This window comes from Curtobacterium sp. Csp1 (assembly GCF_013347185.1).
In genome coordinates, this window is sequence record NZ_CP054594.1 from 167,628 (window position 1) to 183,626 (window position 15,999).

General features: G+C 70.5%; 17 protein-coding genes. 11 read left to right on the forward strand and 6 right to left on the reverse strand.

The genetic code is table 11. The features are described 5' to 3' along the window. Positions 1–3: 3 nt before the first annotated feature. From HUN58_RS00765 to HUN58_RS00780, 4 genes are all read left to right on the forward strand, one after another. The gene (locus tag HUN58_RS00765) at positions 4–459 is read left to right on the forward strand and encodes an NUDIX hydrolase (RefSeq protein ID WP_114851198.1); all 456 of its coding nucleotides are present in this window, start codon (positions 4–6) and stop codon (positions 457–459) included. Positions 460–499: 40 nt separating this feature from the next. Then, positions 500–2,884 carry an excinuclease ABC subunit UvrA gene (locus HUN58_RS00770; protein WP_180225301.1) on the forward strand — a complete coding sequence of 795 codons (2,385 nt, stop codon included), beginning with the start codon at positions 500–502 and terminating at the stop codon, positions 2,882–2,884. A 114-nt stretch (positions 2,885–2,998) separates the two neighbouring features. Continuing rightward, positions 2,999–3,307, forward strand: coding sequence for a DUF4190 domain-containing protein (locus tag HUN58_RS00775; protein WP_114851196.1), 309 nt, complete (start codon positions 2,999–3,001; stop codon positions 3,305–3,307). A 128-nt stretch (positions 3,308–3,435) separates the two neighbouring features. Next, positions 3,436–3,600: a hypothetical protein gene (locus HUN58_RS00780; protein WP_167510073.1), complete on the forward strand. Its 165-nt coding sequence runs from the start codon at positions 3,436–3,438 to the stop codon at positions 3,598–3,600. 154 nt (positions 3,601–3,754) lie between these two features. On the opposite strand, the gene HUN58_RS00785 is transcribed toward HUN58_RS00780, so the two are convergent. Together HUN58_RS00785 and HUN58_RS00790 are read right to left on the reverse strand one after the other, a co-directional pair. Beyond that, positions 3,755–4,792, reverse strand: coding sequence for an alcohol dehydrogenase catalytic domain-containing protein (locus HUN58_RS00785; RefSeq protein WP_180225300.1), 1,038 nt, complete (start codon positions 4,790–4,792; stop codon positions 3,755–3,757). A gap of 87 nt (positions 4,793–4,879) precedes the next feature. Next, positions 4,880–5,143, reverse strand: a complete 264-nt coding sequence (locus HUN58_RS00790; RefSeq protein ID WP_254631585.1) for a hypothetical protein — start codon at positions 5,141–5,143, stop codon at positions 4,880–4,882. Between HUN58_RS00790 and HUN58_RS20380 the strand changes: the two genes are divergently transcribed. Further along, entirely contained in the window at positions 5,132–5,281 is a 150-nt protein-coding gene (locus tag HUN58_RS20380) for a hypothetical protein (RefSeq protein ID WP_254631586.1), read from the forward strand. The genes HUN58_RS00790 and HUN58_RS20380 overlap by 12 nt on opposite strands. A 53-nt stretch (positions 5,282–5,334) precedes the next feature. On the opposite strand, the gene dhaM is transcribed toward HUN58_RS20380, so the two are convergent. The 3 genes from dhaM to dhaK are packed head-to-tail and all read right to left on the reverse strand — an operon-like array spanning position 5,335 to position 7,712. Continuing rightward, complete coding sequence (gene dhaM / locus HUN58_RS00800) at positions 5,335–6,057, reverse strand: dihydroxyacetone kinase phosphoryl donor subunit DhaM (RefSeq protein ID WP_180225299.1); 723 nt, start codon at positions 6,055–6,057, stop codon at positions 5,335–5,337. Beyond that, positions 6,054–6,680 carry a dihydroxyacetone kinase subunit DhaL gene (dhaL, locus tag HUN58_RS00805; RefSeq protein WP_180225298.1) on the reverse strand — a complete coding sequence of 209 codons (627 nt, stop codon included), beginning with the start codon at positions 6,678–6,680 and terminating at the stop codon, positions 6,054–6,056. The genes dhaM and dhaL overlap by 4 nt, the downstream gene beginning before the upstream one ends. A 30-nt stretch (positions 6,681–6,710) precedes the next feature. After that, the gene (gene dhaK, locus HUN58_RS00810; protein ID WP_141861569.1) at positions 6,711–7,712 is read right to left on the reverse strand and encodes a dihydroxyacetone kinase subunit DhaK; all 1,002 of its coding nucleotides are present in this window, start codon (positions 7,710–7,712) and stop codon (positions 6,711–6,713) included. Between the two features lie 309 nt (positions 7,713–8,021). On the opposite strand from dhaK, the gene HUN58_RS00815 reads away from it, so the two are divergent. Together HUN58_RS00815 and glpK are read left to right on the forward strand one after the other, a co-directional pair. Then, the gene (locus HUN58_RS00815) at positions 8,022–8,744 is read left to right on the forward strand and encodes an MIP/aquaporin family protein (RefSeq protein WP_058742687.1); all 723 of its coding nucleotides are present in this window, start codon (positions 8,022–8,024) and stop codon (positions 8,742–8,744) included. Between the two features lie 92 nt (positions 8,745–8,836). Next, positions 8,837–10,348 carry a glycerol kinase GlpK gene (gene glpK / locus HUN58_RS00820; RefSeq protein WP_180225297.1) on the forward strand — a complete coding sequence of 504 codons (1,512 nt, stop codon included), beginning with the start codon at positions 8,837–8,839 and terminating at the stop codon, positions 10,346–10,348. Positions 10,349–10,563: 215 nt separating this feature from the next. On the opposite strand, the gene trpD is transcribed toward glpK, so the two are convergent. Beyond that, positions 10,564–11,619 (reverse strand): anthranilate phosphoribosyltransferase, encoded by a 1,056-nt coding sequence (gene trpD, locus HUN58_RS00825; RefSeq protein WP_180225296.1) that lies wholly within the window; start codon positions 11,617–11,619, stop codon positions 10,564–10,566. A gap of 70 nt (positions 11,620–11,689) precedes the next feature. On the opposite strand from trpD, the gene HUN58_RS00830 reads away from it, so the two are divergent. Genes HUN58_RS00830 through HUN58_RS00845 form a run of 4 tightly spaced genes read left to right on the forward strand, consistent with a single transcriptional unit; the run spans position 11,690 to position 15,942 of the window. After that, positions 11,690–12,328: a heme-copper oxidase subunit III gene (locus HUN58_RS00830; RefSeq protein WP_058743205.1), complete on the forward strand. Its 639-nt coding sequence runs from the start codon at positions 11,690–11,692 to the stop codon at positions 12,326–12,328. A gap of 21 nt (positions 12,329–12,349) precedes the next feature. Next, positions 12,350–13,153: a cytochrome c gene (locus HUN58_RS00835; protein WP_058743206.1), complete on the forward strand. Its 804-nt coding sequence runs from the start codon at positions 12,350–12,352 to the stop codon at positions 13,151–13,153. A gap of 33 nt (positions 13,154–13,186) precedes the next feature. Then, entirely contained in the window at positions 13,187–14,254 is a 1,068-nt protein-coding gene (locus tag HUN58_RS00840; protein ID WP_180225295.1) for a ubiquinol-cytochrome c reductase iron-sulfur subunit, read from the forward strand. Beyond that, a complete protein-coding gene (locus HUN58_RS00845; protein ID WP_058743208.1) occupies positions 14,254–15,942 on the forward strand; it encodes a cytochrome bc complex cytochrome b subunit in 1,689 nt (562 codons plus the stop codon). Before HUN58_RS00840 ends, HUN58_RS00845 begins: the two co-directional genes overlap by 1 nt. The last annotated feature ends 57 nt before the right edge of the window (positions 15,943–15,999 follow it).

The following is a 15,999-nucleotide window of genomic DNA, read 5'->3' on the forward strand; positions in this document are numbered from 1 at the left end:
CGGGTGACCGCCAAGCCCGGCCTGCGCCGCACCTCCCGGATCATCCTGCTCGACCCGGACGACCGCGTGTTCCTGATGGACACGCGGTCGCCGTCGTCCGACGGCGCGCACCGCTGGATCACGCCGGGCGGCGGCGTCGACCCGGGGGAGTCGCACCGGGACGCCGCGGTGCGCGAGCTGCGCGAGGAGACCGGCATCGTCGTCGACGACCCGGGTGAGCCCGTGTGGACCTGGGACTTCACCGTCGAGTGGGACCTCGCCGACCACGACCGCGGCCACAGCGAGTTCTACGTCGTGCGCACGCCGGGTTTCACCCTGTCCGACGCCGGGTGGACCGAGGACGAGCAGGTCGACATCCTCGACGCGCGGTGGTGGACGGCCGACGAGCTGGACGCCACCGACGAGCCGTTCGAACCGGCCGAGCTCCCGGGCCTCGTCCGTCTCCACAGCCGCCGCTGAGGGGCTGTCCCGGCGCCCGCCGGACCGCTACCGTCGTCGCATGGGCGACACCACCCGACACCCGGCCGACCAGCACGATCGGATCCGCGTCCGCGGCGCGCGCGAGAACAACCTGCGCGACGTCGACGTCGACCTGCCGAAACGCCGACTGACGGTCTTCACCGGGGTGTCCGGGTCCGGCAAGAGCTCCCTCGTGTTCGCCACGCTCGCCGCCGAGTCGCAGCGGATGGTCAACGAGACGTACAGCGCCTTCGTGCAGGGCTTCATGCCGTCGCTCGCCCGGCCCGACGTCGACGTCCTGGACGGGCTGACGACCGCGATCGTCGTCGACCAGGAACGCATCGGCGCCGACCCGCGGTCCACCGTCGGCACGGTCACCGACGCCTACGCGATGCTCCGGCTCCTCTTCAGCCGCCTCGGCGAACCGCACGTCGGCGGCCCGAACGCGTTCTCGTTCAACCTCGCGACCGTCACCGCCGGCGGGGCGATCACCGTGCAGAAGGGCAAGGACGCCAAGGCCGAGCACGTCTCGTTCTCCCGGCTCGGCGGCATGTGCGCGGAGTGCGAGGGACGGGGGAGCGTCTCGGACATCGACCTGGCACAGCTCTTCGACGACACCAGGGCCCTGTCCGACGGCGCCATCACGATCCCGGGATGGGGCGGGGACGGCTGGATGGTCCGGATGTACGCGGAGTCCGGGTTCGTCGACGGTGACAAACCGATCCGCGAGTTCACCGAGCAGGAGCGTGCGGACTTCCTGTACCGCGAGCCGACGAAGCGGAAGATCGCCGGCATCAACATGACGTACGAGGGCCTGGTCCTCCGGGTCCGCCGTTCGTTCCTGCAGAAGGACCGCGAGGCGATGCAGCCGCACGTCCGCGCCTTCGTCGACCGTGCGGTGACCTTCACGACCTGTCCGGCGTGCGACGGCACCCGCCTGAACGGCACCGCCCGTTCGTCGCGCATCGCCGGCCGGAACATCGCCGAGGTGTGCGCGATGCAGGTGTCCGACCTGGCCGCCTGGCTCCGCACCCTCGACGCGCCGTCCGTGCAGCCGCTCCTCGACGGCCTGCGGCACGCGGTCGACGCCTTCGTCGAGATCGGACTCGGGTACCTCTCGCTCGACCGGCCGACCGGCACGCTGTCCGGGGGAGAGGGCCAACGGGTGAAGATGGTGAAGCACCTCGGCTCGAGCCTGAGCGACGTCACGTACGTCTTCGACGAGCCGAGCACCGGCCTCCACCCGCACGACATCGAGCGGATGGACCACCTGTTGCTGCGGCTCCGCGACAAGGGCAACACCGTGCTGGTCGTCGAGCACAAGCCCGAGGTCATCGGGATCGCGGACCACGTCGTCGACCTCGGCCCGGGGGCCGGCCGGGACGGCGGACGGGTGTGCTTCACCGGGACGGTCGACCAGCTCCGGGGGAGCGACACCGTGACCGGGCGGCACCTCGGCGACCGCGTCGCGCTCAAGGACACCGTCCGTCGACCCACCGGTGCGATCCCGATCCGCGGTGCCGACCGGCACAACCTGCAGGACGTCGACGTCGACGTGCCGACCGGTGTGCTCACGGTGGTCACCGGTGTGGCCGGCTCCGGCAAGAGCACGCTCGTCCACGGATCGCTGGCGACGTTGGACGGGGTCGTCGCCGTCGACCAGAGCGCCATCCGCGGCTCCCGCCGCAGCAACCCTGCGACGTACACCGGGCTGCTCGAGCCGGTGCGCAAGGCCTTCGCGAAGGCGAACGGAGTGAAGCCAGCCCTGTTCAGCGCGAACTCCGAGGGTGCCTGTCCAGCATGCAACGGCGCCGGTGTGGTCTACGTCGACCTCGGCATGATGGCCGGTGTCTCGACGCCGTGCGCGGAGTGCGGCGGTCGGCGGTTCGACCAGTCCGTGCTCGGGTACCGGCTCGGCGGCCGGGACATCAGCGAGGTCCTGGCGATGTCCGTCGCCGAGGCCGAACGGTTCTTCGCCGAGGGGGAGTCGCGCGTCCCCGCCGCCCACACCGTCGCACGTCGGCTCGTCGACGTCGGGCTCGGGTACCTGACCATCGGGCAGCCGCTCACGACGCTCTCCGGTGGCGAACGCCAGCGGTTGAAGCTCGCGACGCACCTCGGCGACCCCGGCGGGGTGATCGTCCTCGACGAGCCGACGACCGGCCTCCACCTGGCGGACGTCGCCCAGCTGCTCGGGCTGCTCGACCGGCTCGTCGACGCGGGCCGCACGGTCGTCGTCATCGAGCACCACCAGGCCGTCATGGCGCACGCCGACTGGATCATCGACCTCGGGCCGGGCGCCGGGCACGACGGCGGCCGGGTGGTCTTCGCGGGGACTCCGGCCGACCTGGTGGCCGCCCGCTCGACGCTCACCGGCGAGCACCTCGCCGCGTACGTGCCTCCCGTCGGCGTCGACGAGCACTGAAGCAACCGGCAGCGAACGCACGGGCAACCTGAACCGAACGCGCACGGAACGCATACCGTGTGCGGTGACGGCCGGGTGCGCCCGCACCACCGGCCCCTGATCCAAGGAGCTCCCATGTCCACGAACGGTTACCCGCCGGCCCCGAACGCCCCCGGTGGAGCCCCGGTCCGCAGCGGCGGCAACGGCCTCGCCGTCGGCTCGCTGGTCCTCGGCATCGTCGGCGTCGTCTTCGCGTTCCTGGTCTCGATCGTCGGCCTCGTCGCCGGCATCGTGGGCCTGGTGCTCGGCATCATCGCCCGTCGCCGCGGCCTCAGCCGTGGCATGGTGCTCGCGGGCATCGTCCTCAGCGCCATCGCGATCGTCGTCGCGATCATCTTCATGATCCTCGGTGCCGTGCTCGCGACACAGATGCTCAACAACTGACGACGACTCCGAACGGGAGGCACGTGGCGGCGTCGCCACGTGCCTCCCGTCCCGTCCGTGGTCGGGCTGCGCACTGCGCGACCGCACCCGCGGGACCCCGCCAGGCCGCGACGAGTAGCGTGCGCCGCATGACGTACAGCCAGCCGGACCCGGCAGAAGAGACCACGCAGGCAGAGGCACCCGAGCAGCCCGACACGGACCGCTCGGACCTCGAGGAGCACGGCGAGGAGCAGGCCGCGCTCGAGATCGACAGCGAGGACGTGCCCACGGGCGACGAGACGCCCGAGCACTGACGACGACGCAGGACACGCCGCCCACGGTGACCGTGGGCGGCGTGTCCTGCATCCTGGAGTCGAACGGACCACGCCGCGAGCAAGCGCCGATAATGCATATTATGTCAACTCAGGTCGACGCGGCATGGTCCGAGGGCGGGCTGTCGCCTCTGCCCTACCGCTCGAAGACCGCGACGGTCATGCCCGCAGACGTCGGCGGCCCGTCCATCGCGACGAGCTCGTCCGGCAGGTCCGAGAACCCGACCGTCCGGCCGATCGACTCCGCCGGCCGGAGCCGCCCGGCGACGACGTCCTCGAGCATCGCGGCGTACTCGCCGACCGCGATCCCGTGGCTGCCGAGCAGCTCCAGTTCGTCACCGATCACGCGGCCCATCGGGATCGCCGGGATCGCCTCGTCGTCGAGCAGCAGGCCGACCTGCACGTGTCGCCCCCGCGGCCGGAGCGAGGCCACCGCGGCGACCGAGGTCGCACGGCTGCCGTACGCGTCGACGGACACGTGCGCGCCGCCACTCGTGAGCTCCCGGACCGTCCGGACCGCGCCGTCGCCCATCGTGACCGTGGCGGCCCCGAGTCCGGCCGCACGCTCGAGTGCAGCGGCCGAGACGTCCACCGCGACGACCCGCGCACCAGCCCCGAGGGCGACGATGACCGTCGAGATCCCCACCCCGCCGCAGCCGAAGACGACGACCCACTCCCCTGCAGCGACGCGTCCGCGGGTGTGCAGGGCGTGGTACGCCGTGCCGAACCGGCAGCCGAGCCCGGCGGCCTCGGCGAACCCGACCTCGTCGGGCAGCGCCACGAGGTTGACGTCGGCGTGCGGGACGACGACGGCCTCGGCGTAGGAGCCGGGCAGCGTGAACCCGGGCTGCTCCTGGCGCGTGCAGACCTGGGTGGCGCCGTCACGGCACTGGTCGCACGTGCCGCACGCAAAGACGAACGGTGCCGTGACGCGCTGGCCGACGGTGAAGCGGGTGACCCCGGGGCCGACCGCGTCGACGACGCCGGCGAACTCGTGACCCGGCACGTGCGGGAGCCGGACCGAGTCGTCGTGGCCCTTCCAGGCGTGCCAGTCGCTCCGGCAGACGCCGGTCGCCGCGACGCGGACGACGACGCCGTCGGAGGGCGGGGTCGGCGTCGGCAGGTCGACGATGACGGGGCGGGTACCGAACTGCTCGTACTGGACTGCGCGCACGCGCTCATCCTGACAGAAGGGCAGACCGACACACGGACGGACGGACAGACGGACCGCCGGACGGTCGGACGCCCCACCGCGCCGCGGTCACGCCGCCGTCAGTACCAGCGACGCGTTCTGCCCGCCGAACCCGAACGAGTTGTTGAGCGCCGCCCGCAGCGGCGCCCGCCGCGCAGCCTCCGCCACGACGTCGAGCTCGACCGCCGGGTCGAGGTGCTCGAGGTTGCGCGTCGGCGGCACCGTCCCGGTCTCCAGGGCCCGCACGGTCAGGATCGTCTCGACCGCCCCGGCCGCACCGAACATGTGCCCGATCGCCCCCTTCGGCGCCGTGACGAGGGCGTGCTCCCCCACTGCCCGCCGGATCGCAGCCGCCTCGCCGACGTCCCCGACCGGTGCGCGGTGTTCGGCGCGACGCTCCTCGCCGACGCCGGGGTGACCGGCGGGCCGTCGGACATCGACCTCGCCGGCACCGTCTCGGTCACCGGTTGACCCCACGCCCGTCCGGCGCGTGCGTGGACGGACGCGGGACGGTCAGCGTGCGGTCACTCGCCGAAGCCGGACCGGACCAGTGCGGTCAGCGCGTCGACGGCGTCCTGCGCGTCGGCGCCGGTCGCCTCGATGGTCACGGTCGCACCCTTGGGCAGGGCGAGCGCCATGATCGCGAGCAGGCTCTTCGCGTCCACGCCGTTCACGCGGACGCTCGCCTCGTGCCTCGCTGCGGTCTTCACGAACTCCGCGGCCGGTCGCGCGTGCAGACCGCTCTCGTTCACCAGCTCGACGGTCGCGGACGCGGCCACGTCGTCGACGCTGGCGGCCCCGACACCCGGCCCCGTGCCTCCAGGCTGGTCGCCGTCCGCACGGGAGGCACTGCTCGCCTCCGCCTCGGACGCTGCGGCGGTCGCCGCGGCAGCGAGCACCGCGTCGACGTCGCCGCCCGTCTGGGCGGCGACGGCAGCGGCCACCGTGCCCTCGACCAAGGGCGCCTGCGACACGTGCACGCGTGCCCGCGCGTCGTCGTCGAGGAAGTCGAGCGCGGTGTCCGTCGTCAGGTACGCGGAGCCGAGGTCGCAGAGGACGACGACCGCGTCGGCCGTGCCGAGCTCCTCGAACCCCGCGGTGATCGCCTCGAAGGAGGTCCCGATCCCGCCGTCCTCGGTCCCGCCGGCGGCGACCATCGGGACGTCGGCGGCCATCTGGCGGGCGAGCTCGACGGTGCCGGTCGCGACCGCCGCACTGTGCGAGACGACCAGGATGCCGACCGTCACGCGGCCTCCACCGCCGCGCGCAGGATGTACGCCGTCGACTGCGCGCCCGGGTCGCGGTGCCCGACGGCCCGCTCCCCCAGGTAGCTCGCGCGGCCCTTGCGGGCGACGAGCGGGTCGGTCGACTCGGCACCGGTGGCCGCGGCGTCCGCGGCGGCCTCGAGCACGCGCTCAGGGGCCTCGCCGGCGGTCGCGGCGGTCGCGGCGGCGTCGACGGCGGGCGTCCACGCGTCGACCATGGTCTTGTCGCCGACCTCGGCCTTGCCGCGCGCGACGACCCCGTCGCGAGCCGCGGTGAGCACCGCGACGAGCGTGTCGGCGTCGAGCTCCGACGCGTCACCGGCGGCCTGCGCGGCCTTGAGGTACGCGGTGCCGAAGAGCGGGCCGGCGGCGCCGCCGACCGTCGAGATGAGCTTCGTCGCGACGACCTTGAACACCGCACCGGGCGAGTCGAAGGAGCCGGCGTCGAGCGCCTCGACGACCGCGCGGAACCCGCGGTCGAGGTTCTCGCCGTGGTCGCCGTCGCCGATCTCACGGTCGAGCGTGACGAGCTCCGCCCGGTGGTCGTCGATGGTCGACGCGGTGCGACGCACCCAGTCGAGGGCCCATGCGGTGTCGAGCGCCAATTCGTGTTCCTTCCTGGAGGGTGGGCGGTGTCAGCGGCCCCAGCGCAGGGCCGGGGTCTCCACCGGGGCGTCCCAGAGGGCGGTGAGTTCGTCGTCGAGCACCGTGACGGTGAGCGAGAACCCCTGCATCTCGAGGGACGTGACGTAGTCCCCGACCAAACTACGCGTGACGTGGTGGCCACGGTCCGTGAGCACCTCGGCCGCGCGGCGGTAGAGGATGTAGAGCTCGGCGAGCGGCGTGCCGCCCATGCCGTTGACGAGCAGGAGCAGGTCCGACCCGGCCGGCGCGTCGAGGTCCGTGAGGATCGGTTCGAGCACCCGGTCGACGAGCTGGTCGGCCGGTGCCATGGGGATCCGCTCCCGCCCGGGCTCGCCGTGGATGCCGATGCCCAGCTCGACCTCGTCGTCGGCGAGCGTGAAGGACGGCTCCCCCGCGTGCGGGACGGTGCCGGAGGACAGCGCGAGTCCCATCGAGCGGGTGACGTCGTTGACGTGCCGCGCGACGGCGGCCACGGCGTCCAGGTCGTCGCCCCGCTCGGCGGCGGCACCCGCGCACTTCTCGACGACGACCGTGCCGGCGACCCCGCGGCGTCCGGCCGTGTAGAGCGAGTCCTGCACCGCGACGTCGTCGTCGACCACGACGCTCTCGACCCGGACGTCCTCCATGCCGGCGAGCTCGGCGGCGGTCTCGAAGTTGAGCACGTCGCCGGTGTAGTTCTTGACGATGTGGAGCACCCCGGCTCCCCCGTCGACGGCCTTCGTCGCGGCGACGATCGGGTCCGGGGTCGGGCTCGTGAACACCGGGCCGGGGACGGCGGCGTCGAGCATGCCGTACCCGACGAACCCGGCGTGCAGGGGTTCGTGCCCGCTGCCGCCGCCGCTCACGATCCCGACCTTGCCGGCGACGGGAGCGTCGGCGCGGTGCAGGTGGATCGGATCCTCGACGAGGACGACGTGGTCGGCGTGCGCCCGGGCGAAACCGCGCACGGTCTCGGTGACGACGGCCTGCGGATCGTTGATGAGCTTCTTCATGCTGTCCTCCACGGTGGCGGGGCCGCTCGCGACGGGCCACACCGCCGTCGTCGACCGGAGTGCGTTCACCCTACAGCGGCCGCCCGTTCGGTCGATGTGCACGTTCGTGCAGCACGATGCGGGCATGGCGACGGCTCGCGATGGGCAACCGCACACCGGGCATGCACGTTCGTGCACTTTCGCGAACTTCCCTCGGTGGCGCATCGCGCAGCGGCGATCCGCGTCACTATGCTCGGCCCCAATCACTCAACGGGGAGTGCCGGACGCAGCACCACCGGACCCCCGACCCCTACGCACAGGAGGTCACCGATGGACGGCATCGGCGTCAATTTCCTCTCCGAGCTCGTCGGTACGGCGATGCTCATCATCCTCGGTGGCGGTGTCGTCGCCGCAGTCTCCCTCACGAAGTCGAAGGGCTTCGGTGCGGGCTTCCTCATGGTCACGATCGGCTGGGGCTTCGCGGTCTTCGCCGGTGTCACCGTTTCGTACAAGTCCGGCGGCCAGCTCAACCCCGCGGTCAGCCTCGCGCAGGCGATCCTCGGCAACATCACCATCGGCCAGATGTTCCTGTACTGGATCGCGCAGCTCATCGGCGCGATCATCGGTGCGGTCATCGTCTGGCTCGCCTACAAGCAGCACTTCGACGAGGAGCCGGACGCAGCAGCGAAGCTCGGCGTCTTCTCGACGGGCCCGGCGATCCGCTCGTACGGCTGGAACGTCGTGACGGAGATCATCGGCACCTTCGTCCTCGTCTTCGTCGTCATCGCCTTCACCAACGGCAAGACCCCGGCCGAGCTCGGCGCGATCCCCGTCGCCTTCCTCGTGATCGCGATCGGTGTCTCGCTCGGTGGCCCGACCGGCTACGCCATCAACCCCGCCCGTGACCTCGGTCCGCGCATCGCCCACGCCCTCCTGCCGATCAAGGGCAAGGGCTCCAGCGACTGGTCCTACGCCTGGGTCCCGGTCGTCGGACCGCTCGTCGGTGGCGCGCTCGCAGCCGTGCTGTCGAAGGCTCTCCTCCCCCTCGTCTGACCCCTCCCGCACCGGTCGGCCCCACCCGGAGCCGGCCCCGGTCGACGCCCCGCGCCGACCGATGCACCGAACACACCCGCAAAGGAGCACCAATGGCCGACTACATCGTCGCCATCGACCAGGGCACCACCTCGACCCGAGCGATCGTCTTCGACCACTCCGGTTCGATCGTCTCCGTCGGACAGAAGGAGCACGAGCAGATCTTCCCGCGCGCCGGGTGGGTCGAGCACGACCCCGCGGAGATCTGGGACAACACGCGCGAGGTCATCGGCCAGGCGCTGTCCCGTGCGGACATCACCCGCCACGACGTCGCCGCGGTCGGCATCACCAACCAGCGCGAGACCGCGGTGGTCTGGGACAAGACCACCGGCAAGGCCGTCTACAACGCCATCGTCTGGCAGGACACCCGCACGCAGGCGATCGTCGACGAGCTCGCGGACGGCGACACCGACCGCTACAAGGCGATCGTCGGCCTGCCCCTCGCCACGTACTTCTCCGGCACCAAGATCGCCTGGATCCTCGAGAACGTCGAGGGTGCCCGCGAGAAGGCCGAGGCCGGCGACCTGCTCTTCGGCACCACCGACACCTGGGTCCTCTGGAACCTGACCGGCGGCACCGACGGCGGCGTGCACAAGACCGACGTCACGAACGCGTCCCGCACGCTGTTCATGGACCTCGAGACGCTGTCGTGGCGCGACGACATCCTCGCCGACTTCGGCGTGCCGAAGTCGATGCTGCCGGAGATCGTCAGCTCCTCCGAGGTCTACGGCCACGTCGAGTCGTCCAACCTGCTCCGCGAGGTCCCGATCGCCGGCATCCTCGGCGACCAGCAGGCCGCGACCTTCGGCCAGGCGGCGTTCGACCAGGGCGAGTCGAAGAACACCTACGGCACCGGCAACTTCCTGATCTTCAACACCGGCACCGAGATCGTCCGCTCCGAGAACGGGCTGCTCACCACCGTCGGCTACAAGCTCGGCGACCAGGAGACGCACTACGCGCTCGAGGGCTCGATCGCCGTCACGGGCTCGCTCATCCAGTGGCTCCGCGACAACCTCGGCATCATCGGCAGCGCCCCCGAGGTCGAGGCACTCGCCAAGACCGTCGAGGACAACGGTGGCGTCTACTTCGTCCCGGCGTTCTCGGGTCTGTTCGCGCCGTACTGGCGTCCGGACGCCCGCGGTGCCCTCGTCGGCCTGACGCGCTACGTCAACAAGGGCCACATCGCCCGTGCCGCGCTCGAGGCGACGGCGCTCCAGACCCGCGAGGTCCTGGACGCGGTCAACGCCGACTCCGGTGTCGAGCTGACGGAACTCAAGGTCGACGGCGGCATGACCGCCAACGACGCCCTCATGCAGTTCCAGGCGGACATCCTCAACGTGCCGGTCGTCCGACCGGTCGTCGCGGAGACCACCGCCCTCGGTGCCGCCTACGCCGCCGGTCTGGCCGTCGGGTTCTGGGCGAACCTGGACGAGCTGCGCGCCAACTGGCAGGAGGACAAGCGCTGGGAGCCCCAGCTCGACGACGCCGAGCGCGACCGTCAGCTCCGCCTCTGGAAGAAGGCCGTCACGAAGACCTTCGACTGGGTCGACGAGGACGTGCGCTGACCCGCGTGTGAGCTGACCGCCTGGAGGCGCGGTGCCGGTCCGACGGACCGGCATCGCGCCTCCAGTGCGTGGCCTGCTGGTGCGTCCGCTGGTGCGCCTGCTCGCGAGACGCCGCCACGACGGCGAGACGCCCCCGGATCCGGGGGCGTCTCGGCGGTTCGGCGGTGTCTCGGAGGTTCGGCTGGGTCGCCGCTCGACGCCGCGGCGTCGCCGGGTCAGGCCGCGGGGGCCGCGCCGACCCAGTCGGCGAGCTTCTGCGCCGCTGCGCCGGAGTCGATCGCCTCGGCGGCCACGACGAGCTGCTCGCGGAAGCGCTGCAGGATCGGCCGATCGGCCTGGTCGGGGTCCTCGGCGAGCCGGAAGGACACCAGTCCCGCGGCGGCGTTCAGCAGGACGATGTCCCGGACCGGGCCGGTCTCCCCCGCCAGCACCCGGTGGACCACGGCGGCGTTGTGCTCCGGGTCACCGCCGAGCAGGTCCTCGGTACGCGCGCGGGCGATCCCGAGGTCCCGCGGGTCGAGGTCGTGCTCGATCACGCGGCCACCGGTGACCTCCCAGATGTGCGAGTGCCCGGTCGTGGTGAGCTCGTCGAGGCCGTCGTCACCGCGGAACACCAGTGCCGTGGCGCCGCGGGTCTGGAACACGCCCGTGATGATCGGCACGAGCTCGAGCTGGGCCACACCGACCGCGTTCGCCTCGCACCGGGCGGGATTGACGAGCGGGCCGAGGAAGTTGAAGACGGTCGGCACGCCGATCTCGCGGCGCACCGGAGCCGCGTGCGCGAAGCCGGGGTGGAACGCGCTCGCGAAGGCGAAGGTCAGACCGACACGCCGGAACGTGTCCGCTACCCGCACCGCGTCCATCGTCAGGTCGAGCCCGAGGGCGGCGAGCACGTCGCTCGATCCGGACTTCGACGAGCTCGCGCGGTTGCCGTGCTTGACGACCGGCACGCCCGAGGCGGCGATCACGATCGCGGCCATCGTCGAGACGTTCACGGTACCCACGACGTCGCCGCCGGTGCCGACGATGTCGAGCGCCATCGAGTCCACGTCCAGTGGGACAGCGGCATCGAGGATGGCGTCGCGGAACCCGACGACCTCGTCGACGGTCTCGCCCTTCGCACGCAGGGCCACGGCGAACGCGGCGATCTGTGCTGCTGTCGCACGCCCCTGGACGATCTCCTCCATGGCCCATGTGGACTGCCTGATCGAGAGGTCCTCGCGCGCCATGAGCGCGCTGATCACCGCAGGCCAGGAGAGTGAGAGCGACATGCCTCGATCGTAGTGAGTTCGAGAGACCCGCCAGTCTGCTGCGAAAACACTGTCACAGGTTTCGGCCATAATGGAGGACGTGACTAGCACCCCTCTCTCCAGATCCGCCAGCGGTCCGGTCCTGAACAGGCCGAACGCCGTTGCCGTGGGGACGATCGTGTGGCTGGGCAGCGAGGTCATGTTCTTCGCCGGCCTGTTCGCGATCTACTTCACGCTGCGCAGCACCTCGCCCGAGCTCTGGGCGACCGAGACGTCCAAGCTCGAGGTGCCCTTCGCCTCCGTGAACACGATCATCCTGGTGCTGTCCAGCTTCGCCTGCCAGTTCGCGGTCTTCGCCGCCGAACGCTTCCAGGTGCACCGCACGAGCTGGAACCCGAAGGACTGGGGCATGACGGAGTGGTTCTTCGTCACGTACTGCATGGGCGCGATCTTCGTCTGCGGCCAGATCTTCGAGTACGCCAACCTCTGGCACGAGGGCGTCACGCTCTCCTCGAGCGCCTACGGCTCCGCGTTCTACATGACCACCGGCTTCCACGGCCTGCACGTCACGGGCGGTCTCATCGCGTTCCTCCTCACCCTGGGTCGTGGCTTCGCCGCCAAGAACTTCGGGCACAAGGAGGCGACCACCGCGATCGTCGTGTCGTACTACTGGCACTTCGTCGACGTGGTCTGGATCGGTCTCTTCGCCGTCATCTACCTTCTCAAGTAGGAACTGGACACCCCGCACAGCATGTTCAACAGAACCAAGTCCAAGAAGGGCCGCCGCTCCCCGATGGCGACCGTGTCGCTCATCGTCGTGGGTCTCATGACCACCGGCGGTGCGTACGCGCTGTTCAGCTCGACGGCCAACGCCGACGACAGCACGACCACCGTGGCCTCGAGCCAGTCGAAGGTGAACGAGGGCCAGAAGCTCTTCGCCTCGAACTGCGCGACCTGCCACGGTCTCGACGCGCAGGGCACGAGCGAGGGCCCGTCCCTCATCGGTGTCGGCGCCGCGTCGGTCGACTTCCAGGTCGGCACCGGTCGCATGCCGATGGCTGCCCAGGGCCCGCAGGCCGAGGAGAAGCCCGCCCAGTTCACGGACGAGCAGATCGACGCGATGGGTGCCTACGTCGCCTCGCTCGGCCCCGGCCCGGCCGTCCCCTCCACGTCGCTGACCGACGGCAAGGGCGACGCCGCCGAGGGCGCCGAGCTCTTCCGCATCAACTGCGCGATGTGCCACAACGTGGCCGGTGCCGGTGGTGCGCTGACCGAGGGCAAGTACGCGCCGAACCTGCAGACGGTCTCCGGCAAGCACATCTACGAGGCCATGGCCACCGGCCCGCAGAACATGCCGGTCTTCAACGACCTGAACCTCACGCCCGAGCAGAAGGCCGACATCATCACGTACCTCAAGTACGTGCAGGACAACAAGTCGCCCGGCGGCTTCGCCCTCGGCTCCCTCGGCCCGGTGGCAGAGGGTCTGTTCATCTGGATCTTCGGTCTCGGTGCGGTCGTCGCGATGACCGTGTGGCTGACCGCGAAGACCAACTGATCGTCCGTGTCGAACGACACTGAAGGGAACACCATGGCAGAGCACGACGACGAGGCACTGAGCTCGTCCTCGGCTGTCGAGAAGCACGGCACGACCAGTACCCCGGCAGGCACGGCGGTCGTTCCCGCCGACCCGTTCGAGAACCCGGGCGAGCCGCCGCACCGCGCGCGCCGCACCGACGTCGACCCGAAGAAGCAGCGCCTGGCCGAGCGTCAGGTCGCCACGTTCTTCTACCTGTCCATCGTGGGCAGCGTCCTGGCGATCGCGGCCTACGTCGCGTTCCCGATCGACCCAGAGAACTTCGGCACCGTCCGCGCTGGCAACCTCTGGCTCGGCCTGGCCATCGCCCTCGCGCTCATCGCCCTGGGCCTCGGCGCCGTCTACTGGTCGAAGACGCTCGTCGTCGACCGCGAGATCTCCGAGATGCGCCACCCCACCCGTGGGACCGACGCGACCCGCGCCAAGGCGGTCGAGGCGTTCCAGCTCGCCGACAAGGAGTCCGGGTTCGGCCGCCGCAAGCTGATCCGCAACTCGATGATCGGCGCCCTGGCCGCGTTCCCGCTGCCCGGCATCGTCCTCGTCCGTGACCTCGCCCCGGCAGAGGACCCGAACGAGCTGCTCCGTCACACGTTCTGGAAGTCGGGCATGCGCCTGACGAAGGACCCGACGGGCCTCCCCATCCGGGCCTCCGACGTCACCATCGGTTCGGTCTTCCACGTGATCCCGGACGGCATGCTGGACTCGGAGCACATGCTCGAGGAGAAGGCCAAGGCCTCCGTCCTCCTCATGCGCCTCGACCCGAAGGACCTCAACCCCGCCAAGGGGCACGAGGACTGGGGCTACGACGGCATCGTCGCCTACTCCAAGATCTGCACCCACGTCGGGTGCCCGGTCGCGCTCTACGAGCAGCAGACGCACCACCTGCTGTGCCCGTGCCACCAGTCGACGTTCGACGTCTCGAACAACTGCGAGGTCATCTTCGGCCCGGCCGCACGTCCCCTCCCCCAACTTCCGATCGCGATCGACGACGACGGCTACCTGGTCGCCCAGAGCGACTTCCACGAGCCGGTCGGACCGTCCTTCTGGGAGCGTGAACGCTGATGACCAGCACCACAACCACCACCCCTTCGTCGACGGCCACGAAGCCGGCGCCGGAGCGCGGATCCCGCATCATCGGCGGGGTCGCGAACTACATCGACGAGCGCACCAGCATCTCGGGCCTCGTGAAGGAGGTCGGGCGGAAGATCTTCCCCGACCACTGGAGCTTCATGCTCGGCGAGGTCGCGCTGTACAGCTTCGTCGTCGTCCTGCTCTCCGGGACGTTCCTGACGTTCTTCTTCCAGGCGTCGATGACCGAGGTCGTCTACAACGGCTCGTACGTGCCGCTGAAGGGCGTCGAGATGTCGACCGCCCTGCAGTCCACGCTGAACATCTCGTTCGACATCCGCGGCGGACTCTTCGTCCGGCAGATCCACCACTGGGCGGCCCTGCTGTTCGTGGCCTCGATCATGCTGCACATGGCCCGCGTGTTCTTCACGGGTGCCTTCCGCAAGCCGCGTGAGCTCAACTGGGTCTTCGGCTTCGTGCTGTGGATCCTGGCCATGGCCGAGGGCTTCACGGGCTACTCGCTCCCCGACGACCTGCTCTCCGGCAACGGTCTCCGCATCATCGTCGGCATGATCGAGGGCGTCCCCGTCATCGGCGTCTGGATCGCCTACCTGCTGTTCGGCGGCGAGTTCCCGGGCACCGACATCGTCGGCCGCCTGTACACGCTGCACATCCTGCTGCTCCCGGCGATCCTGGTCGCGGTGCTCGGCGTCCACCTCGTGCTGGTCGTCATCAACAAGCACACGCAGTTCGCGGGTCCGGGCAAGACGAACGAGAACGTCGTCGGCGTCCCGATCCTCCCAGCGTTCGCCGCGAAGGCCGGTGGCTTCTTCTTCATCGTCGCGGGCATCCTGGCCCTCATCGCGTCGCTGTTCACGATCAACCCGATCTGGAACTACGGCCCGTACGACCCGTCCCCGGTGTCCGCCGGTACCCAGCCCGACTGGTACATCGGCTTCGCCGACGGCGCGCTCCGTCTGGTGCCGCCGCACTGGGAGGTCGTGTGGTTCGGCTACACGGTGTCGTTCAACATCCTCGTGCCGATCGCGGTCCTGATGTTCCTCATCATCGCGATGTTCATCTACCCCTTCATCGAGGCGTGGGTGACCGGTGACAAGCGCGAGCACCACCTGGCCGACCGTCCGCGCAACGCCCCGACCCGCACCGCCTTCGGTGCCGCGGGCATCACGCTGTACGCCTCGCTCTGGGCGGCTGCCTCGTCCGACATCATCGCCACGCACTTCATGGTGTCGATCGAGCACGTGATCCACGTCATCCAGGCCACGACGGTCCTCGGCCCGTTCGTCGCCTTCTGGATCACGAAGCGCGTCTGCCTCGCGCTGCAGAAGAAGGACCGCGAGATCGTCCTGCACGGCTACGAGTCGGGCCGCATCGTCCGCCTGCCGCACGGCGAGTACATCGAGGTGCACGAGCAGCTCGACGAGTACGAGCGCTGGAAGCTCCTGCAGTTCAACGAGTACAAGCCCCTCATGATCCGTCCGGACGCCAAGGGTCGGATCACCGCGGTGCAGAAGACCCGTGCACGCCTCTCCCGCTTCTTCTTCGAGGACCGCATCGCGCCGGTCACGAAGTCCGAGCTCGAGGCCGCGCACGCCGCGCACCACGGTCCGGAGATCGACAGCACCACCCCGGCCCCCGCGGTCGGTGCCGGGAATCACTAAGCCTCAGCAACACTTCTCGGCAAGAACGAACGAGCCCCTCGTCCACTTCGTGGTCGG